Below are 25,152 nucleotides of genomic sequence, written 5' to 3'. Positions count from 1 at the left end.
TGTGACGAACCATATGATATGTCGCTGAATCTGACAGGAAAATCAGCCTGGGCAATATAGACATTACCGCTGTTGCCGGAACCGCCATAGCGTACCACCGCGTATTCCAGACGTGTCAGAAAATCAACCACTGAGTCACCAAACGATATCCGTCCCCAGTCCCCGGGCTGGCCAGTGCTGAACCCATCCCCATTCGTGTCACCGCCGATGCTGTCGTCACGGTAGGAGGTAAAAACTATCTTCTCTGATTCGTTTCCTGCTGCGTCGAGGACTCCATTGATATTAAGGCTGGTGCCGGCATTAAACTTTACAATAGTCCCGGGCTCTATAGTCAGGATGATGCCAGAAGAGACGGTTACTGTGCCTGTTATCCTATGTATATCAACACTCGTCCATGTCGTATGAGCGCCGATGGTACCGGAATGTGTAACAACATCAGCCTCTGCGTTACCCGGCCGGAACATATGCAGATGCAGGCACACAAATAGCACAAGGAAACAAACAAGACTTCTAAAGGCAGTATTATTCCAATTTTTCATAGAGCAGTTAATAGCATTGCAATTTTCAGACCTGGCTACCCCATTCTTCGACAAGTAATGTAACCATATAAAATAAGGAATTCACATTAGCGACAGCGTTTGACCCTCGTATTTACAGTACCCGCTGTGTTGTTTTTGGATTTTGAATCGCCATCAGCTGATATTGAGGCTTTCCAGACAACCTTCCTGCCTCCATCACCACTTGGATCGTAGAGATACACCAGTTTAACACTGCGTCTCTTCTTAAGATCAAACTGTACGTTGTGCCATACTTCTACTACCTCACCATCCTTGTATAGTATTACAGTACCTGTAGCAGCTAAAGTACCATTATTCTTTGCATATATGTGAATCGGCACAGATTTTTTCTTGCACTCCCTGATTTCCCTTGGGGCCTCAAGCTTCACCAGCGCCAGATCTATCCTGCCTCGTTTTTCACAGGCATCTCCGATGCCGTCATTATCCTTGTCCTTCTGATCCGGATTATATACCTTAGGACAGTTGTCTTCCGAATTAGGGATTCCATCACCATCCGCATCACAGGCTCCTTCATAGGCAATCGAGGCGCAGAAACGTTCGGCCTCACATGCATTTATGTACGTATTTCCATCTGTACCGCAAACCGTGTCATAATACGGTGAACAAAACTGGTGGGTGTCGCAGGTGTCATCACAGACATCTCCAATCCCGTCATCATCAGCATCACCCTGACCCGGGTTGTGTCCGAGCGGACAATTATCCGGGCCATCAGCAACCCCATCATTGTCATCATCCGGATCACAGACATCGCCTACATTGTCATGGTCAGTATCCTTCTGATCAGGATTTGCTACATCCGGACAGTTATCGGACACATCTTTCATACCATCACCGTCATGGTCTTCATCACAGAGATCCCCCTGACCATCGCCGTCCTGGTCTATCTGGTCCGGATTCAATATAATCGGACAGTTATCGTCATTATCCAACACCCCATCATTGTCATCATCACTGTCACAGACATCACCATAGGCATCATTATCATTATTAGCCTGATCTGCATTGGCAACCCATGGACAATTATCTTTTTCGTCTGATTTGCCGTCGTTGTCATCGTCACTGTCGCAGGCATCACCCTGGCCATCGCTATCCGTATCCGTTTGATTGCCTACGCCTGTAATATTGGCCTGGGCTGGCCCATTGGCAATATCAGGGCAGTTGTCCTGACCATCCGGCACACCATCGCCGTCACGGTCTGTCTCGCAGGCATCACCGATGCCATCGCCATCCTTGTCTGCCTGATCAGGATTGAATGTATACGGACAGTTATCATCACAATTCGCAGTGGCGCCGGCCGCGCATAGATGATCACCCTCAACTCCGCTATTATCACCATCATCCGATATACCGTCATTGTCGTCATCATTATCACAGGCGTCACCGGCAGGATCATCATCGTGATTTGCCTGATTCGGGTTGGGGATCACCTGACAATTATCCTCGCCATTCGTCACATTATCGCCGTCAATATCACCATCACAGACATCACCAATACCATCCTTATCAATGTCACTCTGATCCGCATTGGTCACAGTTTTACAGTTATCATAATCATCTGGACGCCCGTCGTTGTCGTCATCAGGGTCTATGCAGTCTGCAAAACCATCTTTGTCAGTATCATCAAATCCATTGTCTATAATGCCATCACAATCATTATCAGCCCCGTCACAAACCTCGGGTGAACCCGGGACCGGCTGACATGTATTTTCAAGTGAGGTATCAACGCAAATCATCTGCCCAAAGGCAATGCATGCACCTGCACCGCAGGACGTGGGCACCGGGACATACTCATCATCAGGAGTGCCGTCGCAGTCATCATCTATACCGTCACAATTGTCATCAGACGGTACAGGCCCGCATGTCCCGCAGGCATTAAGCACACCATTGTCCTTCACACCATCACAGTCGTTGTCTATCCCGTCGCAGACCTCCGGAACCCCAAGACCAGGATCAAGTACATGGCTTACTCCTCCCTGAGGATCACAACTGTCCACGGTACAGGCATTGCCGTCATCAATTGCAACATTTTCATCTATAAAGGTATCACAATTATCATCTACTCCATTGCACACTTCCACAGCAGCCGGGTGAATTGAGGCATCATTATCATTACAGTCTCCCTGTTCTACGGAATACCCATCACCGTCACTATCTACTACTTTTGTTCCTACAGTAATTTCACCAGGAGACAATGTTATTGGAATTTCTGCTGCCAGGGAATTTCTTAAGATAGGAAGGTTAACATTATTAACGACCCTGTTATTAATGGTTACAGAAGTAGTCCTAAAAGAAACGCCCTCCACATTTAAAGTCACCAACAAGGCATCGTCGTTCATTCCTGAAAAGGCACTTGCCACTAAATCAACTGTTCCATTTACATTATCGATAACATTTCTTACTATAAAAGGGAAAGAAGGATTAATCTGTGTCGAGTTTACCTTTGTAACAGCGGGGTCGAATTTAACAACGAACTGAAAACCCTGAAGATTAGTAACTTCTCTGGCAATAATATTTATTGTACTCGTATCTCCTATATCGTTAATGGCAACAGTAGGTGGGTCTACCGCAACACTTGCTCCCGCTGCATATGGAATATGGACAAACCCAACAATCAACATCAAGAAGATCCATAGTACGCTCAAAATCCGTTGCTTCATATTCATCATATCTTTATCTTCTTATTAAGGGGTCATCCCGTATTGTCCGATGACTAAAATAATATCTCCAAGTTCTACGAATCCATCACCATCTTGATCAAGGTCCGGGTTAAAACATTCGTGTCCGTTATAAGTCCCATATCCATTTATATCAAGAATGATGTCTTCAAGCTCTACTTTGTCATCACAATTAATATCTGCACTATTAAAACAAGAGTCCGGTATTTTTACTTCAACCAATTCCATATCATGAGGAACCTCTAAAGGCACCTTTCTCCAACGCTCAAGCGTACACCCCTTCGTTCCTCTAACTTCACGAAATGTTATTCGTTCATTACCCTGAAGATTAATATTTTCTTTTGTATTTACATCAAATATATTATTTAAATCCGCAATTGCACCAGGCACAGTCACATCACCCAGCGTTTGGTAGTGTGACCATGTTGAAACAGGATAACTAGCCCCGTCAATTGAAACCATTAGTATTGAACCTGTGTCAAGTTTCTGATCATAACCATAAACAGGATGATAAATCAGGTCATTCCCAAAGGGCAGGATAGATGTATTCTGTAAATAGGTTCGGGTCGTTTGAGTTTCTGTGTTTACTGACTGAGGAACAGTGGGGGCAATAGCAACATCGTTTGTGCTTTTTGATGTCGTCACTGCCTGAAAGCAGTATGTGGTTGCCGGCGCAAGCCCCGTTACAGTTGACTTGATGACCCCTGTATTATCATTACCCTCACTGAAAACATCAATCCCATTCACTGAGGCATTACAATCAGGGGCATAGTATACCTGCAGGGTTGCGGTGCTTGGCTCACTTGTTATCCATATTACGGAAAAGGAACGTGTTGTTACATCTGCTACACGAATTTCACTAACTGTTGGAACGGCCGCTGAGGTTAAATTGAGTGGGACAAGAAAGACACATAAGAAAGAAATAAACAATAGCACTCTATTGCGATTAACCATCATTGCCTCCACGCTTTTTAAATGTTTTTCACCGCTACACATTCGTTGCAAATTCCAGACCACCAAACCAGTACATCTTAGTGCTCTTGTAACTATTTGATTTATAAAATAATTTATACTTATATGAATAGACTGCAAATAGGACTTTTTGTGGAGGTGTTAATTTTCCTGTCACTTTTCATCATATTTTAAGCTTAACAAATAGACCTTAAACGCATGTCCTCGAACAAATATATTGATATTTCAAATAGTTATAGCAGTTACTGCACTGTAAAATATTCTGTCACTATACTTCTCAATATGGAAAAAGTGTGGATTAATGAACCAGGGTTGTGAATTTTGATTGACGGATGTTATGAGACATTCGTGAATACATTGAGGATCAGGTTCTCAGCCTCTTCCTGAATCTTCCTGAGGTGATCTATCCCCCTGAAACTCTCGGCATAGACCTTGTACACATCCTCTGTCCCCGATGGTCTTGCGGCAAACCAGCCGTTTTCAGTGACCACCTTGAGACCACCTATGGGCGCACCGTTTCCTGGGGCTGTGGTGAATGTTGCGATGATTTTTTCTCCAGCCAGCGAAGTTGTAGTAATCTGCTCCGGTGATAGCTTTTCAAGAATCTTTTTCTGTTCCCTCGTTGCAGAAACATCCGTCCTCTCATAAACAGGATTACCGAACATCTGCGTCAGATCGTTATAATGCTTTCCGGGATCGCGTCCTGTCTTTGCTGTTATCTCTGCCGCAAGGAGGGCCATGATGAACCCATCCTTATCCGTAGTCCAGACTGTTCCATCCTTTCTGAGAAAAGATGCGCCTGCACTCTCTTCTCCCCCAAAGCAGAAGGAACCATCAATGAGCCCATCCACAAACCACTTGAATCCCACTGGAACTTCTGAAAGCCTTTTCCCCAGGTGCTTTGTTACCCTGTCTATCATGCTGCTGCTGACCAGTGTCTTTCCCACTGCAACATCGCTCCTCCACCCTTTTCTGTATTGCAGGAGATACCAGATGGCAACGGAAAGATAATGATTGGGATTCATGAGGCCGCCGCCCGGGGTGACAATCCCGTGCCGGTCAAAGTCGGGATCATTTCCGAAGGAAATGTCATAACGGTCCTTCATATCAATAAGGCTCGCCATCGCGTAAGGAGAGGAGCAGTCCATCCTGATCCTGCCGTCCTTATCAACTGTCATAAAACGGAATGTTGGATCAGCATACCTGTTTTTTATCTCGATATTCAGGCCGTATCTCTCTGCAACAGGCTCCCAGAATGCAAGCCCTGACCCTCCCATTGCATCGGCGCCTATCCTGAGATTTGCGGAACGTATGGCCCCCATGTCTATGACCTGTTCCAGGTCTTCAATGTAAGGCCTCACATAATCATGCTCGTGAGTTGTATCTGCTCTGACAGCCATTTCATATGGGATCCTCCTGACTCCACTATTGCTGTTTCTCAGGAAATTATTTGCAGCGTTTTCAATCCATCGTGTAATACCTGTATCCGCAGGTCCACCGTTTGTGGGGTTGTATTTGATGCCGCCGCTTTCAGGCGGGTTGTGTGATGGCGTAATAACAATGCCATCAGCAAGGCCGGACCTCCTGCCGCGGTTGTATGTCAGGATGGCATGTGAGACAACTGGCGTCGGCGTATAACCCCCGCCCTTCTGGATCAGGGCGTTGACCCCGTTGGCAGACAAAACCTCCAGGGCTGTTACACGGGCAGGCTCTGAGAGGGCATGTGTGTCCATGCCAAGAAACAGCGGGCCGTCAATCCTGTTCTCTTTACGGTAAAGGACAATCGCCTGTGTTATGGCAAGGATGTGGTCTTCGTTAAAGCCTTTTTGCAGGGATACCCCTCTGTGTCCGGATGTACCGAATGTAACAGCCTGGGCCGGGTCAGAGACATCCGGATGCAGGGCATAATAGGCTGTGATCAACTCAGGGACATTGATTAAAAGAGACTGCGGGGCAGGCTTCCCTGCCAAAGGATGTAATGCCACGGTTGTCCTCCCGTTTAATTAAAATGCGTGTCCAAGGGTAAAGTGAGGCATGCACCTGTCCTCTCCCACCTCCCTGTCAAGTTTACAACCCAGGTCAAGCCTGAAGGGGCCGACAGGGGTATTATATCGTATTCCGGCGCCGGCTGTTGCCCTTATTTCAGATGCATCAAATTCATCAACCTTTCTCCATACATTGCCGGCATCAACAAAGGCTACCATCCCAAGCCCTTTAAAAAGCGGGAAGCGAAGCTCTCCATTGAGCACCAAAAGCATATTGCCACCCGTAGCCGTCCATGTATTACCGTCATACGTAATGGTCTTTCCGGGTATGCCAAGTTTCTCCTGATCATATCCCCGAACACTGCTCCTCCCCCCGGCAAAGTATCTCTCAAAGATTGGGACTTCATGAGACTCACCAAAATTCCACGCCACTCCTCCCCGAATCGAGAATGCAAAGACAAGCCTGCTGACCGGTGAGAAAAAAAGACTGTCCTGAACAGTCAGTTTGGCAAACTGCGACTTTGATCCGAGGACCCTTGCCGCCTCACGAAATGTTACACTGAACAGGGAGCCCCGTGATGGATTGAAGGGGTCATTTCTACCGTCAATAATTAATGAAGGGTTAATTGTAGCAATCGCAACCTTCCCTGTGTCTTCCGGCGTAAGAATGGCGCCTGGCTGAACATCTGAGAGTTTTACATCCTCATACTGGTATGTAAGTGAGCCTGTAACAAACTCGCTGAAATCCTTGTCCAACCCTGTTGAAATCCCGTATGTCCGGCGGTTAAAACTACTCTTCTTTTCAATAAGGTCAACGATGTTCAGCCTGCCGTCCGTTTGATAACCCAGTACCCACGGCTCTTTATAGTTGATGCTGTATTTTTGCTCAATCGAACTCCCCTCTGCACGTAAGGTTACCTGGCGTCCGGTCCCAAACAGGTTCTTATATCCAGCCTCTATCATTCCCCTTAACTTCTCCTCATCACCGTAACCTATACCAAACTCTACACGTCCCGGATAACCCTCCTCTGTAATAACAGATACATCTTTACGCTCTTCCTTAATATCAGGATTCACAGGCTCTATTCGTACAGTCTTAAATATCCCCAGCTTCAGCAATTGCCTCTGACTGCGTAACATCTTTTCATAGCTGAATAACTCACCCTCTTTAAAGAGGAGTTCCCTCCTGATTACCCTTTCTTTTGTAAATGAATTTCCTGTTATAATAATAGCGCCGGTGTAAACAGGATGATTTTCACTGATGATATACTCAGCAACGGCCCCTGTCTTGTCATCACTAAGTGTTGTTTTTAAATCCACAGACGCATAGATATAACCCTTCTGAAGATAGAATGACTGTATGTTGTAGATGTCATCCGTTATCTGGGATTCGTTAAAAGGCCTTCCAATCCTTGATTTAATATGGGACTGAATTTCCTCACTGTTAAAGGATTCATTGCCTTCGGGGCGGATTGATGACAACCTGGTCTGAGGGCCTTCCCCGATGATGATTGAAATGCCAAGTGTCTTATCCTCTTCATAGTATAAGACTTCATGGGTTACCCTGACGTCAAGAAAACCATTACTCTTGTACAGGGCTGCTATGCCTTTTATCCCGTCCTTTAAAACATCATCAAGCAGAACCCCTCCCTCTTTTACTTCAACGTATTCAATCAATGTTTCATCCCTGAAATATGAATTGCCTGAGAAACTGATATCCTTTATTGTTACTGACTCCCCCTCCTTAATCTTAAAAACTATACGTACAGTCCTGTCATCCGGCCGCTCAACATTGTATGAAACTGAAACAAAGTAATAGCCCATCTGCTGATATAATCCTGTGATGCGGTCCGCTGTCTCATCAATAACAGAAGTGTCATATGCCCTTTCTCTCCGAATCAGCAACTCCTTCTCAAGTGCAGTCTTTGTAATAACAGTTGCTCCGACAAAAACAACTTCCACACGGGGACCGGCATCAATTGACAATTTGACTGAGACCTCTTCCCTGACCCTGTCATAAGTCAATTCCGGCGGACTGACAAGCACCCTGATATAGCCTTTGTCAACGTAAAAATCCGTAATAGCCTTTATGCCGGCATTGATATCAGCCTCGGTGTAATAATCACCGCTGTCTGTCTTAAGAAGTGGCTTAAGCTTATCGTCATCAAAGACCTTATCCCCGGAAAAATCTATATTGGAAATCCTTGCCCTTCCCTTTTCCTCTATTCTTATAGCAAGATCAGACCTCTTTCCTCCCCTCTTCGGATATACAAAAATCTCTGCAGTGGCATTAAAGAATCCTGCCTCCTTGTAAAGCCTGCGAATATCTTCATTTGATGCAGAGATCCTGTCGTCTGACAACTCCCCGCCTTTTTTAAGGACAATAGCAGCCTTGATCTTTTTAGATGAAAAATAATCATTTCCCTTGATCCTTATGTCATTAACCTTCACCTTTTCAATAAAGAAAAAACGGAGGCCAACACCGCCTTCTTCCTGAACCGCCTCTGCAGTTACATCTTTAAAAAGTCCTTTCCTGTAATAATGGATAATGCACTTTCTCACCTCCGGGAGTGATAACAGATCACCTGTCTTTATGTTGCATTCGTTTTCAACATCTTTTCCTGTTATTCCGGCATCAGTAACAGTTGTTACAGAAGTGACAGGCCTTCCCGCAAATTTACTCAGACTGTCCTGTGCATAGGTATTTTGTGAGGTCAATAATAGAAGGATAAATAATAATGAGTATAAGAAATGCATATCATTTGAACTCAAACCTGAACTTGATATCCCCGCTCATCCTCCCAAGTTCATCCCTCTCACCGACCAGGAATACATTCCTGCTGAGAAGATACTCGAGCTTTATGAGCTCCTCTACTGTGGTAAGACCCGTGGTATAGGTAACGTAGAGCCTGTCATCCATTAATCTCTTGCCTACGGTAAGACGTGCCCCTCCTGACGATGTTGAATTTGAATAATACGGGTCTACCTGAAACCTGTCAATTTTTATTATGTCGCTCAAAGTCTCTTCCAGCTTTTCCTGAATTGGGGCTGTAAGAAATGCGGTTGCCTCAAATGCGCCAACCTCAGCCAGCGTCTCAGATGTCTCTGTGGCAGTCTGGCCTGTTGTCAGGAGTGAAAGAATATCTGTCTCACTAAGGACTGGGTCGGAACTGAGGGCGAGGTTGACCCTGTCCGAAGTCCCTGAAAGCCTCATATCTATCCTGTAACCCCTTACCTCTGTTGCCGCGTGCATGTCCATTACCGGCTTTATAGTATCAGGGCTGACAAAGTCAATAGTTGCGGAAAGCACCTTAAAATCATTCCTGCTGAAAACAAATGTCCCTTCAGTCGCCTCCATCCTCCCGAAAAGGAGCGGGTGGTCTACTGTCCCCTTCAGTATAAAATCAATCTCAAAGGGAAGTTTTGCGATATTATTATTTATCCACAGATCCTTCTTGCCGGTAATATGCACATTAAGTTCTGTGTTTCCTATGAAGGGCAGGGGCTGGTCATTCCTCGCCTTCTTTTTCTGCAGCTCAAAAATAAAAGACCTCAAATTCAGGTTTTTTTCATAAGAGGCCTTTTCCAAATGTATCTCACCCTTCAATCCGCTGGACTTCGGCGTGCCCTGGAAAATAAGCGTTCCGTCAATCTTTGAAGTCAAACCCTCCGGATACCTGAAGACTGCATCAGCAATCTCGAGGACAAAACCGAACTCCTTTACAACGAAGTCTTCTGTAGTCACTTTTCCTGTAACATTAACCGTTCCTCCGCCAAGGCGCCCGCTCATTGATTCAAGCACTATTTCACGGCCATTAAAAAAGAGCGACAGCTCAGCACCCTCAAGAGTCTGCTTTAATGTGTTGCTCCTGATCGTGCCATCCTTAATGGCAAGTCCTCCCTGGATCGCGGGATTTTTTAACTCTCCGCTCATCAGGAAGGCGATAAACACCTTTCCCTTGCTGTATTTGATATCAGGGGTAAAAAGGGCAAGGAGTCTCAGATCTGCCTCGCCATTAATAAAGACATTGGACTCGCCGTGCACAGCAATCGCGCCTATCATGCCAAGCGATGTCCCCTCTCCCTTAAACCTGACTATATCAAGTGAAATCTTCCCTTTCTCATAACTTATATGTATGTCGCCGTCGTTTACTAATCTATATTCACCATAATGGGCTGCAACCTCTGACAAAAGAACGTCAGCCTCTAACGTGTCAAAATCCGAGAGCAGGCCTTTTAACCTCAAATCTCCTGTAGCAGTCACTGTAATGTCCCGAACAAGGGATGGTTTAAGCAGGAGGAGGAATGTACTCAGGCTGCCATTTTTCAAATGGGCAGTAATATCCACCGGTGCATTCCTGTTCCATCCGACTGTTCCCCTGTAATCTATATCCAGCAGGTTTCCGTTAACTATTAGTTCATCACCTGATTTTGAAACTGTCAGTTGAGACAGACCGGTGTCTGTTCCATTAATCATCAGGTGCGGCACCTGTATCACGGCTTCTGCAACAGGATTGTCAAGCCGGCCGCTTCCCTTTATACTGAGTACGCCTGTGCCGCTTACAGAAGGAAGCATGTCCTTTATTATGTCCATGTTCTGAAGGATGAATTGACCTGCATACAGTTCTCCCTGAAATGTTCCCCTGGATTCACCGCTGAATCCAATCCACCCGTTCCCTTCTGCAGTCTCATCCCGCCGCTCCAGCCTGACACTTTCAACAACCACCTTCTCCGTTGTCAGGGTCGCCGTCACATCGCCGCTGTTGAAGGTCTGTCCCCATACTGAAATAGCTGAGACATGCATATCAGCTCTCCCGGAAAATTCTTTGGTATCCCCGGTAAATCTCATCCTGCCGCTTGCCTTCATATCGAATGGAAGTTCTTTATAGAAGATACTCACTATGTCTTTGGGATTTCCGCTGGTAATGTCTCCCTGCAGGTCAAAGTAGGGATCTTTAAAAACGGGCGAACGGAACCTTATGCTGCCGGAAACGCTGTATACAGCATCACGCCTTCTGAATGTCACAGGTCTCAGGGCAAGACTTCCCTCAGACCAGGAAAGGCCTGCTGTTATTGCATCAAATGTTACGCCGTTTACAGTCCCTTCTGGCATTGAGACAAGACCACTTAATACAGGGTTTACTAATGTCCCTGAGATGTCACCGTTCAAAGATGCCTTTCCATGGAGGGGAAAGTAGGGTATATGTAGATAATGGGCTATATCCGTCAATTCCCCTGTCACACCGATACTTATCTCCTGCTGTCTCTTTAACTGACCGGAAAGTGAAAGTTTCTGATTGGCCTCTTTGTATGTAAGCCACCCCTTTGCCTCAACTTCATCCCTGTCATTCCCGATCCCATTTGCCGTTATCTCGGCATCTACAGCGCCATTCTTTTCAATGGATGCGGAAACACCAGGCAGGTAGCGGGATACTACAAGATATGGTTTAACTGAATTGCCTTTAATCCGAAGCTGATAGGAAGGGACCGCACCCTTGTGATTAATGCTGATGTCCCCGTCAATGTCTCCGCCGAGTACCTGCCCCTTCAGGCCGGTAAGATTTATAAGGCCATCTTCCCATAACAGTTTTCCTTTTGCCTTCCCATACCTGACGCCGTCATATGAAACATCCTCTGCTTCAACGCTTCCTTCTACAGCAGGAAACGGAAGCTTGCCCTTTATGTCCCCGCTAAACTTGAGTTTGCCATTGATATCTCTCTTGATATGCAAGTCAGGGGCCGCATCTTTTAACGATGCAGTAATATTACCCTTAAGCTCCACATAATCATCCCGTCTGACATAGCCTGAGCCTGACATATTTGAACCATTGGCAGAAGTTACATTTATCTCTCTGATCTTTACCCTTTCTAACTTCTTCTCTTTTGCCACAAATACAAGAACGCCCCTGACCTTCAGGTTTTTCTTCGAAACATAATGGTCAACGTAGTCACCGGCAGCTGAAATGTCCACAGTGACCTCTTTCTTATCAAGGTCAGGATATATATAGCCTGAGGCATTGGTCAGCAAAACATCCCGCTCTTTAAGCTGGTCACTGATCCTGATGCGCCCATTTACCACCTGTATCTTGTCTATCTGCACATGCCACCCGGTCTTTGGCCTGTCAGGGAAGAGACCTTCAATATTCATCCTGCCGTCAGGGTGCCTGATTATGGTGAGGGAAGGATCAACAAACCTCATGTTGTCAATATATACCCTCTTACTCAGCAGATTAAACAGGCTGAGGTAAACCCTGGCCTCTTTTGCCGTCAGCAGTGTTTTACTTTCATCATCCTGGAGGACATAGGTATTTTTAAGATGCCAGTAAAAGGGAAATAAATTGATATGACTGTCGGAAAACTGTATCCGCCGGCCGATCGCATCTTCGACCTTATGAACGACCCTCTGCTCAACTATACGGGTCAGATATTCATGCTTAAGATATATGGATGAGGATATTATAAGGAGAGAAACAAAGATAAGGGAGACAATTATTATGATCTTTCTGTTCAACCACTCTCCTCTATCCTGCACCGTGTTTGTATGAAACCCTGTTTGGCATTAAAAAACCAATGCCGGGTTGACGCTCAAAAATGTCCAGTTGCAAGGAAGGACTTATGATTTGAGCTGAGGCGTACTGTGTTGTACGTTGAAGCTCAAATCATAAGTCCTGACGCCGCACGACCCATTGCATTTACTTCGTAGCAATGGGTACCCCCGTTTTTCAGCGTCAACCCCTGGAGGCTATTTCGACATACCTCATCCTCAGGGCATACAACAGGTTCTTAATCAATTGCCCCTCTTCCTGGGTCAGGTTTCCTTTTGTCTTTTCTTCGAGCATCGAGATTATATCAATCGTCTCTTTTGCCAGTTGAAGGGATACCCTCTTTTCCCCGCTGACAGGATCCGGCTCTTCTCCAAGATGTATGAAGGCTGACCTTCCAAGGGAAAAGATGAATGCTGCAAAATTTATCTCTGCGGGAATTGAATATGCCTGCTCGTGAGTTCCGGCATCTGCATGAACCTCTTTCTGAGCCTCTTCCTCTTTTGGGGCACCGGTCTCTTCTCCACCCTCCCTGAACCGCCTTTTATCCCTTATGGTAAATTGCTCTTCGTCCTGCATCTTCTCACCTCCTGATCTATTAATTTTTATCATAAAAACCCTTGTAAAAGCAAGACGGCATGGGCATGCACATGATTATGGGCATACCCGATTTATGATGAACATCGTTCTGTGCAGTTTGATATTTATCAAAAAAGGATATTGCTTTGTTTATGAATAGTTAACAATTGGCATAATAACTGAAGCGTCATGAGTCTTCGGCTCACAAAGGCAGATAAAAAAATCCCCCTTAGTCCCCCTTTACAAAGGGGAAAAGTGATTCCTCTCTGTATAAAGAGTCCCCCCTTTAGTAAAGGGGGGTAGGGGGGATTTGAATGGAGATTTTAGGATGAAGATGCTATCTAACTTACTAAACACAATATATCCGGCAACATGTAAAAACTGCAAAAACATAGTGTCCGCAGATGCAGCTACAGCATATTTCTGTAAGGCCTGCTGGCAGGATATCGGGTGGTTTAACGGTCCATGCTGTCCTAAGTGCGGACTACCATATACTTCTCCCTATCCTGACACTGACAACAAATTATATTGCGGACAATCTACTGCCAATTACCCCTGCGGAAACTGCCGTGAAAAGCCTCCGCCTTTTGATATGGCCGTCTCAGCCGGCCGTTATTCCGGCGCACTGGCTGAGGCCGTCAAGCTCTTTAAGTATAAAAAGAAGATACACCTGGGAAAAAGATTGACTGAGGAGGCGCTAAAATCTTCTTCAATTGATGGCATCCTGCGGTCTTTTCAGGCCGCCTACCCTCCGCACACTGTGTGGGGCTGTCCTGCTATCCGTTTAGATTCTTTGTCTGCACAAACCATGATAGTCCCGGTACCACTGCATCTTAAGCGTCTCAGGGAACGTGAGTTTAACCAGTCAGCAATAATAGGCTCGGTAATTGGAAAAAGATATGGGATACCGGTTGCAGCAAACACACTTATGCGACATCGCAATACAAGACCTCAGGTTGAACTCGACGCTAAGGAAAGGAAAGAAAACGTAACAGGCGCATTCTGTGTCGAAGACAGGACATTGATTGAAGGCAGAAAAATCATCCTTGTTGATGACGTGTACACGTCAGGGTCAACATTGAACGAGTGCACAAGGGTGCTGAAAAGGAACGGGGCTGATAAGGTATATGTAATCACAATTGCCCGTATGACAGGGTAACTTTAATGAAGGTGACAGATTTACTCCTCCCGCAGTTGGCCGCACGCTGCAAGGATGTCCCTGCCGCGGGGTTTTCTGATAAATACGGAGTATTTATTATTGGTCAGTATCTCCTGAAATCTGAGCACTGATTCCTCTGATGGCCTCTTGTACGGGGCTCCGGGGAATTCATTAAATGGTATCAGGTTTATCTTGCAGCGTATGCCTTTCAGGAGTTTCGCTACCCTTGTGGCATCTTCCGCACTGTTATTAACGCCTTCAAGGAGTACATACTCTAAACTGAGCATCCTCCCCTTCCGGAGGGGAAATTCCCTGCATGCCTTTAGCAGTTCTTTAAGGGGATATTTCTTATTAACAGGCATTATCAGGTTTCGCTGCTCATCCATTGATGCATTCAGAGACACGGCAAGATTGATGTTTAGATTGCCTTGTGCCAGCCTTCTGATACCTGGCACAAGCCCTGCTGTTGAAAGCGTAATCCTGCGGCCGCCTATGGCAGGACCAAGGGGGTGCCTGAGGATTTCAATGGCCTTTGCCACATTATTATAATTCGACAGCGGTTCACCCATACCCATGATCACAATATTTGTAATTCCTTTTTCCTCCGGCAGGCCTTTCTGTACAGTTAGCACCTGATTTACTATCTCCGAGCTTTTCAGGTTTCTGACAAGCCCGCCTTTACCTGTAAGGCAGAAGGTGCAACCCATCCCGCATCCAACCTGAGTTGAGATGCAAAGCGTTAACCGCTCTTCTTCCGGTATCAGAACACTTTCAATCCTGTGGCTGTCTTCAAGTTCGAACAGGAATTTTTCAGTGCCGTCAGTAGAGCGCTGCTGCCTTATTTCGTGCAGTCTGCTTATGTATGCCTTTTCTGATAAGAGATCACGCGTTTCTCTGGCAATGTCTGACATCTTGTCAAATGAATCCACACCCTTGCCATAGACCCAGTGGAAGAGTTGCCGCCCCCTGTACTTCTGGAGGCCGAGTTCCAGCGCCAAATCTTCCAGTTCTTTTAGACTTAAATCCCGAAGATCAATCTTTTTCACTCGAAAATCCCTGTATACCCGTCCTTCCCACTGAACCTGTCCCCGCATGATTTAAGCGGGGAGTGGGAATCCAGGATCAGGCCACCGTTCTGGATTCCCGCTTACGCGGGAATGACGTTTTCATTAACCCTGGGGAGCCTGAGGCTCATGACGGTTCATCCGGAAAGGCATCCTTTCAGGCATTTTACACCAATACAGCATCAATAGTCATTCAAAGTTTGACATAATTATATCCAACTGCTATTTTAAAAAATTCCCTGGAAATTCTCATCAAAGAATATTCATAACACTATTTACGGAAAGGATGTCCAAAAAGAAATAACAAACAGGAGATTATATGAAAACACCCAAATTTATTATTGCCTCAATCGTTAATGCAGTATTATTTACATGGATGCTGTCATCTGTATCATCCTCTCACGCCGCTGATTTGAAGGCTGGTGAAATCGTATACAAAAAAATGTGTGTTATGTGTCACGGGGAGCAGGGTCAGGGTGGACCCGCGCTTAAAATAAATGACCCTAAAGTCCTTGGGAAGACAGACGATGTGATTAGGAAGGTTATTGCAGACGGTGGAAACGGCATGCCCGGGTACCGGAATTCCCTCAAGCCTGAAGAGACAGACTCCCTGATGTTATATTTACGCTCATGGAGAGTTAAATAGGAAATAGAGAAATCTTCCTTGCTGACAGTAAGAGTTATTTCCTGCTATAATTTTAAAATGCGCCTTAAGCTTGTCCTTATTTTTCTGCTCATAATCGGCTTTACAGCACCTGACTTGCATGCCAATGAGACAGGAAATGGGTCATTCTCTCCTGAACCCTATTTCGAAGATGCCGTAAATCAATACAAAGAGGGAAACCTCATCGATGCCATGGAAAAATTCAGATTTCTGGCAGACAACCTCCCTTACATCAGCAACCATGAGATTTCCGGCACATCACTTTTTATGACCGGACATATAATGGAAGAACTCGGATTGGACGGGGCTGAAACATACTTTGATCAGGTCATATCTTTTTATCCTCTTATAGCTGATTATGCACTATTCAGATCTGCGGAATCATATGAAAGGCAGGACAACTATTCAGAAGCGGCAAGACTATTTAAAAGAGTTTATGATTCATTCCCTGAAACAGGATTCAAAAGAAAGGCCCTGTCAGGGGCATCAAAAAATTTTATGGCTGCAGGCCTTACAAAAGAGGCAGTGGCCGGCTTTAATAAATTCCTGGAACTTTATCCCAGGGACTCTGCTGTACCTGAGGCGCTGTACAGTATCGGAACGATTTATCATAAGGACGGGAGGGAGTCAAAAGCCCGGGAGTACTTCAATAGAATCTGGATATATCACCCTTTAAGCCGGGAGGCACGTCTTATAAAGACCATGATCACTCTTCCCCTTTCAAGTGAGGATACGTTCAGGAGGGGAACAAGCTATTATGATGCCGGTTATTATGAAGAGGCGATAGCCGAATATAAGATATTATTGTCACTCAAAAAGGAAGTCACTACGGCAAAAAAGAAGGACGCTGTTTTCAGGATTGGCATGTCTTATTCAAAATTACGGATGTCGAAGGAGGCAGAGGAAAACCTTGAGCTATTTCTAATGAAGTATCCGTACGATGAAAAGGCGTCTGAGGCCTTATACTGGCTCGGTAGAAACTACCTCCGGCAGGGAAAGGATGATGCGTTTATTGCCTCCAGTATCGGGTTTCTGAAAAAGTATAGAAGCGATGACAGATATCCGGAGGTATTATACAGGCTTGGCAATATCTATGCTGAGAGGAATGATATAGAAAATGCCTTTTTTTACCTTGACAGGGTGCTCAGGGAATATCCCTCAGGCAGTTATGCGGCTGACAGCCTCTGGAAAAAGGGATGGATCCTGTACAAGGCAGGCGATTTTGACGGCGCACTGAATACATTTAATAAAATCATCAATTCCCCGGAACATACATACAAGGCACAGGCCATATACTGGCGGGCTAAGCTAATGGGAAAAACCGGGGACTATGATGCTATGGATGAGGACCTGTGCAAATTGTGCAGTAAATATGATAAATCTTTTTATTGCCTGTTTTCAAAATATTATTATCAGGATAACAAGAATGACGAAAATAATGCATGTCACCCTGAACTCGTTTCAAACTCTGAACAGTTAGAGGTTCTGAAACCAATTCAAAGTGTCAGGAATAATGACATGAGTGAGGATCAAGGCCTGACGCGCATCCGGCTCTTTCTCTACCTTGGCTTAAGGGATGAGGCGATTGCCGAAACTCTGAGGCTTCGCAACCGGATTAATGCCAATAAAGAGACATCCATTATGCTCGCTTCTATCTTCTCTTCTCTTGGAGAATATAACAGGGCCATGTACACGATACGACCTTATATACCATCTATCCACTCTGATAATGGCTACGTTCAGGACGAACGCCTGATGCCGCTGGTATACCCTGCCGGATACACCGACCTAATTACAAAATATGCAGCGCAGAATAATCTCGATCCATACCTTGTGCATGCCATAATAAGGGAAGAGAGCTGGTTTAACAAAGAGGCTGTATCTCCTGCCGGAGCATTAGGCCTTATGCAGCTTATGCCTGGAACTGCAAAACGCCTTGCCCTGGATTCGTATGCAGGGAGAGAATCATTATTTGAACCTGAGACAAATATTCAGTTGGGAACCAAATTCTTTGCAGACAGGCTGAAACAGTTTGATGGAAACATATTCCTCGCAATAGCAAGTTATAATGCAGGTCCGGAAGCAGTTAAGAAGTGGATAAATGAACATGACGGCGTTGAACTCGATGAGTTCATAGAAGGCATTCCGTATAAAGAGACCAGGGAATACGTCAAGAAAGTATTTAAAAGTTATATGGAATATCACCGCCTGTATAAAAATGACACAAAGATTGACACCCTGTAGTAAAAGGTGTATAGTCTGACGAAAAAAGGGAGCCAGACTTGACAAACCACTCTGATGAGAACCGCCCTGAAGAAGAACATACCGGCTCACTCCTCGACATTAACCTGACCGACGTCCTGCAGGTACTCTCTGTAAATAAGAAAACATGCACCCTGTTTCTCAAAAAGGGGAATGAAAAGGGGGAGATCTATCTTAAAGACGGCAGGATCGTTGATGCAAAGACCGGTTCCATTAGCGGGGAATCTGCCCTATTCCATCTGCTTGACTGGGAAGGAGCTGATTTCTATATAGGAACCTCTGTTGAGGAGAATGTAAGTGTACGGATAGAGAAGGACATCCATTCACTCATTCTGGACTGGATAGAGTACCGCGAAACCCATAGGGACAGGGAAGAGATTACTGCACAAAATGTGTCTGTAGAAACAGTAAAAGAAGAAGTCAATACGGTTGTTGATGAGACCTTCGAATTTCTGAAAAGATTAGAGGCAGAAGGCTTAATAAAGGCAATAAATAATGCAGCATGACGGCAAGACAAAGGTTGCCGTGATAGGCGCAGGAAAGGAGGGATTAAAGATCCTTTCACTTTTGAGAAAAGACCCTGACGTCTCATTGATGATGCTTGTTGATCCTGACAAATCGGCCATTGGTTTCAGGCTTGCAGAATACGGTTACAGATTTACCAGCGACCTTGATCTTGGCCTCTCTCACAGGCTTCAATCTCTTTCCTCCATACATAATCTAAACCTGATAATAGACACGGAGCCTGAGAAATACCATAAGGATATTTATTCGGTCTACCTCCACCCTGCGGAAATTATGAACGGCTCTTCTGCCGGACTTGTATGGGATCTCAAGTCAAAGACAGACATGGTAGAGAGAAGACACCTCATATCAGACCGGCTGAACAAGACCCTTGAAGTGGTGCATAACAGCCTCTCGGCAATCCCCCATGCACATGCATTAAATGAGGTCAGCGCGCTATTATTGAGAGCCGCACTTCTTGGAACGCATGCTGTCTCATCCCGCCTTACCATATTAAGCAAAGACAGTGGTTACAGGATTATCAAGGACATTTGCACTGGTCCTGACCTTTTCATAAAAAAGGGAAGGCTCGTCTCTCCTATAGGGGAAGATTATGAAACTGACAACATCATAAGAACAGTCGTGGAAAAGAGGGAATTATACCAGTGGGAATCAGGGAGGGTGATACCGGTTCTTAAAGACGATGGCATAACTGCCATGATCTGGCTTTATTATCCTGCTGATAGTGTAAATTTTGCCAGCGACGATATCTCATTCATCCAGTCTCATACAGCCCTGTTTGGAAAATCCATAGAGAATGCCCTTGATTCTGAAAAGGCACGGGTGCAGGATATAGAAAACAGGATTTTGACTGAACCATCCAAGATAATCAGATCTGAAAAACCTATGGGACAAAAACTGAATGACGTAAACAGGACTTTGCGCAGACTCACAGGTGCTGAAGACTCACATATATATATGAAAGACCCTGCTACCGGCGACCTCGTGCTGCAGGCTACAACCCTAAAACTCCCATTCCTGACAGGTGATATAAGGATTAGAAGCGGGGCTGGAATCCTGGGAGAGGTAATGGAAAGAAAGAATCTGATAACACTCTCCGAGGACAACAGTACAGCTCAATTTGCAAAAAGGGAAGATGCCCTTTCTATTATGTACCTTCCGCTTGTGGCAAGAGGTGAAGGTGTGGGTATAATTGCCATGGAATTTACCTGTCTCCACAATCTGACAAGAGGGGCAGTCACATCTCTGGATGATATAGGACAGGAACTGGCAGTCTCTTTAAGCAATGACGTGGAAAGACACCGCATGTCACGGAAGATTCTGAAACTATACACGGTAAATGAAGAGGGAATTGAAATACTCTCGACAGTTGACATTGAAAAGATCACCGCATTGTCATCCTCGTCATCAGCTATGCTCCTTGATTCTGAGATAGCTATTGTCCGTTTGATCGAGAATGAAAAACCAGTTATTAAATCAACCTGCGGCCTTCAGCTGGACAAGACCGATCAGATACTGCTCGACATAGACAACGAACTCACAAATACTGTCATGCAGACAAAGATTCCGGCCATGATTCATGACCTGTCTGAATATGCTGAGGCCCGGACAAAACACTCCTTATCCGGCGACTTTCACTATAAGACGGCAATGGTGCTTCCCGTAATTTTTGAAAGGAAGGTGATCGGGACACTGTCTTTTTATAACAAAACAGCCTCTGAAATATTCAGCAGTCTCATATTCAGTGATGATGACAGAGAGATAGCAGAGCGTTTCATCCAGTATATTGCACGGGGTATAATAAACGCAAAACGTTACAGTGAGAAACAGTCGCTGATAACCATTGACGACCTGACCGGCCTCAGAAATGAGCGTTACCTTCAGATGCGTTTTCCTGAAGAGATTAACCGGGCAAAACGGTATAACCGTTCTGTGTCACTGATATTTCTTGACGTCAAACCTGCAGATGACATCATAATAAATGACGTTTCAAGGTTAGTGAAGGAGACCTTCAGATACATTGACGTCCTTGTCAGACTAAAGGATGCAAAGTTTGCCATACTTCTGCCTGATACAGGTCAGACTGTCAGGGACGCAACAACCAGGATTGCCTCAGCCCTCAGTGTGCTAAAGGAAAAAAGACCTGAACTTGCAGTATATGCGGGATATAGTACGTACCCTTACGACAGTGAAGACATGCACGAATTGATAAAAAAGGCTTCAAAGCTCAAACAATATTAATGAAAGAAAGGAACAGAACCTATGAGTATAGACAAGATTAAAGTGTTGGAAGACCGTGTAACCCAGGTTATGGAGTATATCAAAAGACTCCAGACCGAGAAAATCGAACTCGAGAAGAGGCTTCAGGAGAAGGATTCCATTAATAAAGACCTCCAGCAGAAGGTTGATTCATATAAGAAGACGGAAGAGGAGTTCAACAGGATGAAAGATGAAAGGGGCGAGGTCCGTACAAGGATCGAGAAATTATTGGACTCATTAAAAGGAGTGGGAGGTGGCAGCCAACTCATTGAATAATGGAAAAGAGACCGGCAAGGGGATTGAAGTAGAGATCTTCGGCCAGAGATATGTCATCAAGGGCAATAATGATGCGGGATACGTTTTGCAATTGGCTGAATATGTTGACTCTAAAATGCGCGAGATGCATGGCAGGCATAAACTGTCCACCCCGGCAAAGACGGCTGTATTGTCTGCAATAAATATTGCCCATGAGTTGTTTGTCTTAAAAAAGGAGATGGAGGAACGGGACTCGGCAATTGAAGAAAAGGCTGACAGACTTCTGGAACTCCTTTCAGTTGAATTTAAGTCGTGATTTTGCTATTATAGTATTGCCCTGCTCTGTGCGTGATACTAAGGAAATTTTGACCGAACAGCTTTTAAAAGGGGACCCTGTTCAAAGATGCGGTGTGCATGCCCTTTTAAGTAAGGGACGCCTTAAGTATCAGTCAGGGTGCCCACTTGGTCTGACCAGGTAAAAATTTCCTTTGTACACGGCAATAGTGGGGCAATGAGAGATCTGGGTTTAATATGGTGGGTAGAGATATAATATATCTGATATCAAAGATGGAAAATCAATTAATATATAGACATGACAACAGAGGGATGATGTAATTCCCGTTATGTATTGATAAGACCATCCTCAAAATACCTGTCTTAAAGCCCGCTTCTCTTCTGCGTAATAGTTGAAGGTGTTTTTGCATGAAGATGAGAAGAATGGACTTATTCAATTTCACAGATGATAAAAATGCGCCCCTTGCATGGCGGATGAGGCCTAAGAGGCTTGAGGACTTTGTCGGACAGGGGCACGTAATGGCTCCCGGCAAATTGCTCAGACGCATTATCACCGCAGACAGAGTAAGGTCTCTGATAATCTTTGGCCCTCCGGGAAGCGGCAAGACTGCTATTGCCCATCTGATAGCAAACCTTACAAAGGCACAATTTATCGAGATCAATGCAGTCACTGCAGGGATAGCCGATATACGTAATTCCATAGAACGGGCCAGGGAATGGAGGGACTCCGGAAACGATAAGACCATACTGTTTATTGACGAGATTCACCGGTTCAATAAGGCACAGCAGGATGCCCTGCTCCCGCATGTTGAACAGGGAATCATAATATTAATCGGCGTCTCGACACAAAACCCCTTTTTTTCTATCATACCTCCATTGTCCTCACGGACACTGATCATAGAGTTCAAGCCACTGTCTGAAGAAGAATTGAATATTATCCTCGACAGGGCGATAGCCTGCAGTGAAGAAAGATTGGATAATTATCATGTCTGCGTGACAAGGGATGCCAGGGAGCATCTCATACGCTCTTCAGAAGGAGATGCAAGAAGGCTCTTAAACGCCCTTGAAACAGGCGTCTTAACTACAAAACCGGATGAAAAAGGAGAGATATTATATGATCTGAATGTTGCAGCAGAATCTGTTCAGAAGAAGTATGTTCAGTATGATGACGGAGACAGCCACTATGACACGATATCGGCCTTTATAAAGAGTATGCGGGGGTCTGATCCTGATGCCTCCCTCTACTGGCTTGCAAAAATGATCTACTCAGGGGAAGATCCTCTCTTTATAGCAAGGCGAATCGTAATCTGCGCATCTGAGGATGTCGGCATGGCGGACCCACGGGCGCTGACTGTTGCAGTTTCAGCGCTTCATGCGCTCGAGGCCATTGGGATGCCTGAGGGGAGGATACCCCTTGCAGAGGCAGCAGTCTATGTGGCTACTGCACCAAAGAGCAATGCCTCCTACGTTGGAATTGATGCGGCATTGAGAGAAATCGAAAATGGGGTGGTTCAGGCTGTTCCGGATTACCTGAAAGACAGCAGCTACAAAGGTTCTTCAAGGCTTGAGAGGGGAAAGGGTTACAAATATCCACATGATTACGGAGGTTTTGTGGAGCAGAAATATTTGCTGAAGCCGGCCGTTTATTATCACCCGACTTCAAACGGTTACGAGGCAAATGTCAGGAAGAGGGCTGCAGAATTAAATTCGTCAAAACAGGCAGGGATTAAGGACGGAAGGGGAAATTAAAAATGGAATTTATGGAAATTATAGAGGTGACAATTTTAGGAATTGCCGGGCTGATAATCGGGGTAATCGCCGGATTTATTATAAGAAACAGGATGATGGAGGACAAGGTTAAGGAGGGGCGCGAGCAGGCTGAGAGGATAATCAGGGATGCTGAGAGAGAGGCTGAAACAAAGAGAAAAGAAATTGAGATTGAGGCCAAGGATAAACTCTATCAGGCGAGGATGGATATCGAACGTGAAACCAAGGACAAACAGACTGAGCTTTTGAGCCTTGAGAAGAAACTCGGCCAGAAGGAGACCCACCTGGACAAGAAGGGGGATCAGCTGGACAGGAAGGATAATGACCTTCACAGAAAAGACCGGGAACTATCAACCAGGGAAAAGCTTGCCACAGAAAAGATGGAGCAGTATGAGCAGGCATTACGCTCAGCAAGAGAACAACTGGAACGCATATCAGGCATGTCTGCAGAAGAGGCAAAGAAACACCTGATGCAGGTGATGGAGGATGAGGCTAAGTTCGAAGCAGCCAAAATAATGAAGCATATCGAGGATGAGGCAAAAAACGAGGCAGAGAAAAAGGCCAAGGAAATTATAACAACCGCTATCCAGAGGTATGCCAATGAACATGTGACAGAGGTGGCTGTATCAGTTGTAAACCTGCCTAATGATGAGATGAAGGGAAGGATCATCGGAAGGGAAGGACGGAATATACGCGCCCTCGAGAGCGCCACCGGCGTAGACTTTATTGTAGATGATACACCAGAGGCTGTAATTATATCCGGATTTGATCCTGTACGCCGTGAGGTTGCAAGGCAAACCCTTGAGAAACTTATTGCCGACGGCAGGATCCATCCGGGACGCATCGAGGACCTTGTTGACAAGGTGAGGAAGGATGTAGAAAAGGGAATGAAGGAGGATGCAGAGAAGGTATTGTTTGAACTCGGTATCCAGAACGTCCATCCGGAGATTGTTAAACTATTGGGCCGTCTCAAATACAGGACAAGCTATGGCCAGAACAACCTCTGGCATGCAAGAGAGGTGGCCTTTATCTGCGGCATGATGGCATCCGAACTCAAACTTGACGTTACATTATGCAAGAGGATGGCGCTTCTTCATGATATAGGCAAGGCCGTGACCCATGAGCATGAAGGGGCGCATACAGCCCTCGGACTGGATATCGCAAAAAAATATGGCGAGAATGCAAAGGTCCAGAATGCAATAGTCTCACACCACGGGGATGTTGAACCCAACTGTGTTGAGAGTGTACTCGTTGCTGCTTCAGATGCACTGTCCGGAGCCAGACCAGGGGCGAGGAGAGAGACCTTTGAGGCATATATCAAGAGGCTTGAGAACCTGGAGAAGGTTGCAACATCCTTTAAAGGGATAGACAAGGCCTATGCCATATCTGCCGGAAGGGAGATACGAGTCATAGTAAAACATGAAAACATATCCGATGCAGAGGCCGCACAGATCGCACGTGATATGGCAAAGAAGATACATGATGAATTGACATATCCCGGACAGATTAAGGTTACTGTAATAAGGGAAAGCCGGTATGTGGAGCTGGCAAAATAGCACGAACGTAATAAAT

General features: G+C 45.4%; 17 protein-coding genes and 1 other RNA gene. 10 read left to right on the top strand and 8 right to left on the bottom strand.

The features are described 5' to 3' along the window. The 7 genes from IT393_02250 to IT393_02220 all read right to left on the bottom strand — a co-directional run. Positions 1 to 539, bottom strand: a 539-nt coding sequence (locus IT393_02250; protein MCC7201471.1) for a hypothetical protein, incomplete at its 3' end; no start/stop codon positions are given. Positions 540 to 625: 86 nt separating this feature from the next. Continuing rightward, on the bottom strand, positions 626 to 3,235 hold the full coding sequence (locus tag IT393_02245; GenBank protein MCC7201470.1) for a thrombospondin type 3 repeat-containing protein: 2,610 nt from the start codon (positions 3,233 to 3,235) through the stop codon (positions 626 to 628). 24 nt (positions 3,236 to 3,259) lie between these two features. Beyond that, the gene (locus IT393_02240; GenBank protein MCC7201469.1) at positions 3,260 to 4,273 is read right to left on the bottom strand and encodes a hypothetical protein; all 1,014 of its coding nucleotides are present in this window, start codon (positions 4,271 to 4,273) and stop codon (positions 3,260 to 3,262) included. Between the two features lie 287 nt (positions 4,274 to 4,560). Continuing rightward, the gene (locus tag IT393_02235) at positions 4,561 to 6,210 is read right to left on the bottom strand and encodes an alpha-D-glucose phosphate-specific phosphoglucomutase (GenBank protein MCC7201468.1); all 1,650 of its coding nucleotides are present in this window, start codon (positions 6,208 to 6,210) and stop codon (positions 4,561 to 4,563) included. A gap of 18 nt (positions 6,211 to 6,228) precedes the next feature. Further along, on the bottom strand, positions 6,229 to 8,967 hold the full coding sequence (gene bamA, locus IT393_02230; protein ID MCC7201467.1) for an outer membrane protein assembly factor BamA: 2,739 nt from the start codon (positions 8,965 to 8,967) through the stop codon (positions 6,229 to 6,231). 1 nt (position 8,968) lies between these two features. Further along, on the bottom strand, positions 8,969 to 12,721 hold the full coding sequence (locus IT393_02225) for a translocation/assembly module TamB domain-containing protein (GenBank protein MCC7201466.1): 3,753 nt from the start codon (positions 12,719 to 12,721) through the stop codon (positions 8,969 to 8,971). 217 nt (positions 12,722 to 12,938) lie between these two features. Next, positions 12,939 to 13,331 carry a DUF1844 domain-containing protein gene (locus tag IT393_02220; protein ID MCC7201465.1) on the bottom strand — a complete coding sequence of 131 codons (393 nt, stop codon included), beginning with the start codon at positions 13,329 to 13,331 and terminating at the stop codon, positions 12,939 to 12,941. A gap of 328 nt (positions 13,332 to 13,659) precedes the next feature. On the opposite strand from IT393_02220, the gene IT393_02215 reads away from it, so the two are divergent. Next, positions 13,660 to 14,490, top strand: coding sequence for a ComF family protein (locus IT393_02215; protein ID MCC7201464.1), 831 nt, complete (start codon positions 13,660 to 13,662; stop codon positions 14,488 to 14,490). A gap of 20 nt (positions 14,491 to 14,510) precedes the next feature. Here IT393_02215 and rlmN read toward each other — a convergent pair whose 3' ends face one another. After that, positions 14,511 to 15,584, bottom strand: coding sequence for a 23S rRNA (adenine(2503)-C(2))-methyltransferase RlmN (gene rlmN / locus IT393_02210; protein MCC7201463.1), 1,074 nt, complete (start codon positions 15,582 to 15,584; stop codon positions 14,511 to 14,513). A 289-nt stretch (positions 15,585 to 15,873) separates the two neighbouring features. Between rlmN and IT393_02205 the strand changes: the two genes are divergently transcribed. The 9 genes from IT393_02205 (at position 15,874) to rny (ending at position 25,136) form a co-directional block, all read left to right on the top strand. Beyond that, positions 15,874 to 16,200: a cytochrome c gene (locus tag IT393_02205; GenBank protein ID MCC7201462.1), complete on the top strand. Its 327-nt coding sequence runs from the start codon at positions 15,874 to 15,876 to the stop codon at positions 16,198 to 16,200. A 57-nt stretch (positions 16,201 to 16,257) separates the two neighbouring features. Further along, positions 16,258 to 18,462, top strand: coding sequence for a tetratricopeptide repeat protein (locus tag IT393_02200; GenBank protein ID MCC7201461.1), 2,205 nt, complete (start codon positions 16,258 to 16,260; stop codon positions 18,460 to 18,462). A 38-nt stretch (positions 18,463 to 18,500) separates the two neighbouring features. Further along, complete coding sequence (locus IT393_02195; GenBank protein MCC7201460.1) at positions 18,501 to 18,986, top strand: DUF4388 domain-containing protein; 486 nt, start codon at positions 18,501 to 18,503, stop codon at positions 18,984 to 18,986. Next, positions 18,976 to 21,246: a GGDEF domain-containing protein gene (locus IT393_02190; GenBank protein MCC7201459.1), complete on the top strand. Its 2,271-nt coding sequence runs from the start codon at positions 18,976 to 18,978 to the stop codon at positions 21,244 to 21,246. Before IT393_02195 ends, IT393_02190 begins: the two co-directional genes overlap by 11 nt. Positions 21,247 to 21,267: 21 nt before the next feature. Continuing rightward, positions 21,268 to 21,540, top strand: coding sequence for a cell division protein ZapB (gene zapB / locus IT393_02185; protein MCC7201458.1), 273 nt, complete (start codon positions 21,268 to 21,270; stop codon positions 21,538 to 21,540). Next, positions 21,533 to 21,835 (top strand): cell division protein ZapA, encoded by a 303-nt coding sequence (locus IT393_02180; protein MCC7201457.1) that lies wholly within the window; start codon positions 21,533 to 21,535, stop codon positions 21,833 to 21,835. The genes zapB and IT393_02180 overlap by 8 nt, the downstream gene beginning before the upstream one ends. Before the next feature lie 15 nt (positions 21,836 to 21,850). Beyond that, positions 21,851 to 22,033: non-coding RNA, 6S RNA (ssrS, locus tag IT393_02175), on the top strand. 203 nt (positions 22,034 to 22,236) lie between these two features. Beyond that, complete coding sequence (locus IT393_02170; protein ID MCC7201456.1) at positions 22,237 to 23,562, top strand: replication-associated recombination protein A; 1,326 nt, start codon at positions 22,237 to 22,239, stop codon at positions 23,560 to 23,562. Positions 23,563 to 23,573: 11 nt separating this feature from the next. Then, on the top strand, positions 23,574 to 25,136 hold the full coding sequence (gene rny, locus IT393_02165) for a ribonuclease Y (protein ID MCC7201455.1): 1,563 nt from the start codon (positions 23,574 to 23,576) through the stop codon (positions 25,134 to 25,136). The last annotated feature ends 16 nt before the right edge of the window (positions 25,137 to 25,152 follow it).

This window comes from Nitrospirota bacterium, from assembly GCA_020851375.1.
Classification (GTDB): domain Bacteria; phylum Nitrospirota; class 9FT-COMBO-42-15; order HDB-SIOI813; family HDB-SIOI813; genus RBG-16-43-11.
This window is presented reverse-complemented; position numbering and strand designations above follow the sequence as displayed.

Excerpts from the sequence above, each read along its gene's own strand:
- rlmN (MCC7201463.1), bottom strand. The coding sequence starts at position 15,584 with ATGCGGGGACAGGTTCAGTGGGAAGGACGGGTATACAGGGATTTTCGA.
- bamA (MCC7201467.1), bottom strand. The coding sequence starts at position 8,967 with ATGCATTTCTTATACTCATTATTATTTATCCTTCTATTATTGACCTCA.
- IT393_02190 (MCC7201459.1), top strand. The coding sequence starts at position 18,976 with ATGCAGCATGACGGCAAGACAAAGGTTGCCGTGATAGGCGCAGGAAAG.
- IT393_02205 (MCC7201462.1), top strand. The coding sequence starts at position 15,874 with ATGAAAACACCCAAATTTATTATTGCCTCAATCGTTAATGCAGTATTA.
- IT393_02200 (MCC7201461.1), top strand. The coding sequence starts at position 16,258 with ATGCGCCTTAAGCTTGTCCTTATTTTTCTGCTCATAATCGGCTTTACA.
- IT393_02215 (MCC7201464.1), top strand. The coding sequence starts at position 13,660 with ATGAAGATGCTATCTAACTTACTAAACACAATATATCCGGCAACATGT.
- zapB (MCC7201458.1), top strand. The coding sequence starts at position 21,268 with ATGAGTATAGACAAGATTAAAGTGTTGGAAGACCGTGTAACCCAGGTT.
- rny (MCC7201455.1), top strand. The coding sequence starts at position 23,574 with ATGGAAATTATAGAGGTGACAATTTTAGGAATTGCCGGGCTGATAATC.
- IT393_02245 (MCC7201470.1), bottom strand. The coding sequence starts at position 3,235 with ATGAAGCAACGGATTTTGAGCGTACTATGGATCTTCTTGATGTTGATT.
- IT393_02220 (MCC7201465.1), bottom strand. The coding sequence starts at position 13,331 with ATGCAGGACGAAGAGCAATTTACCATAAGGGATAAAAGGCGGTTCAGG.
- IT393_02170 (MCC7201456.1), top strand. The coding sequence starts at position 22,237 with ATGGACTTATTCAATTTCACAGATGATAAAAATGCGCCCCTTGCATGG.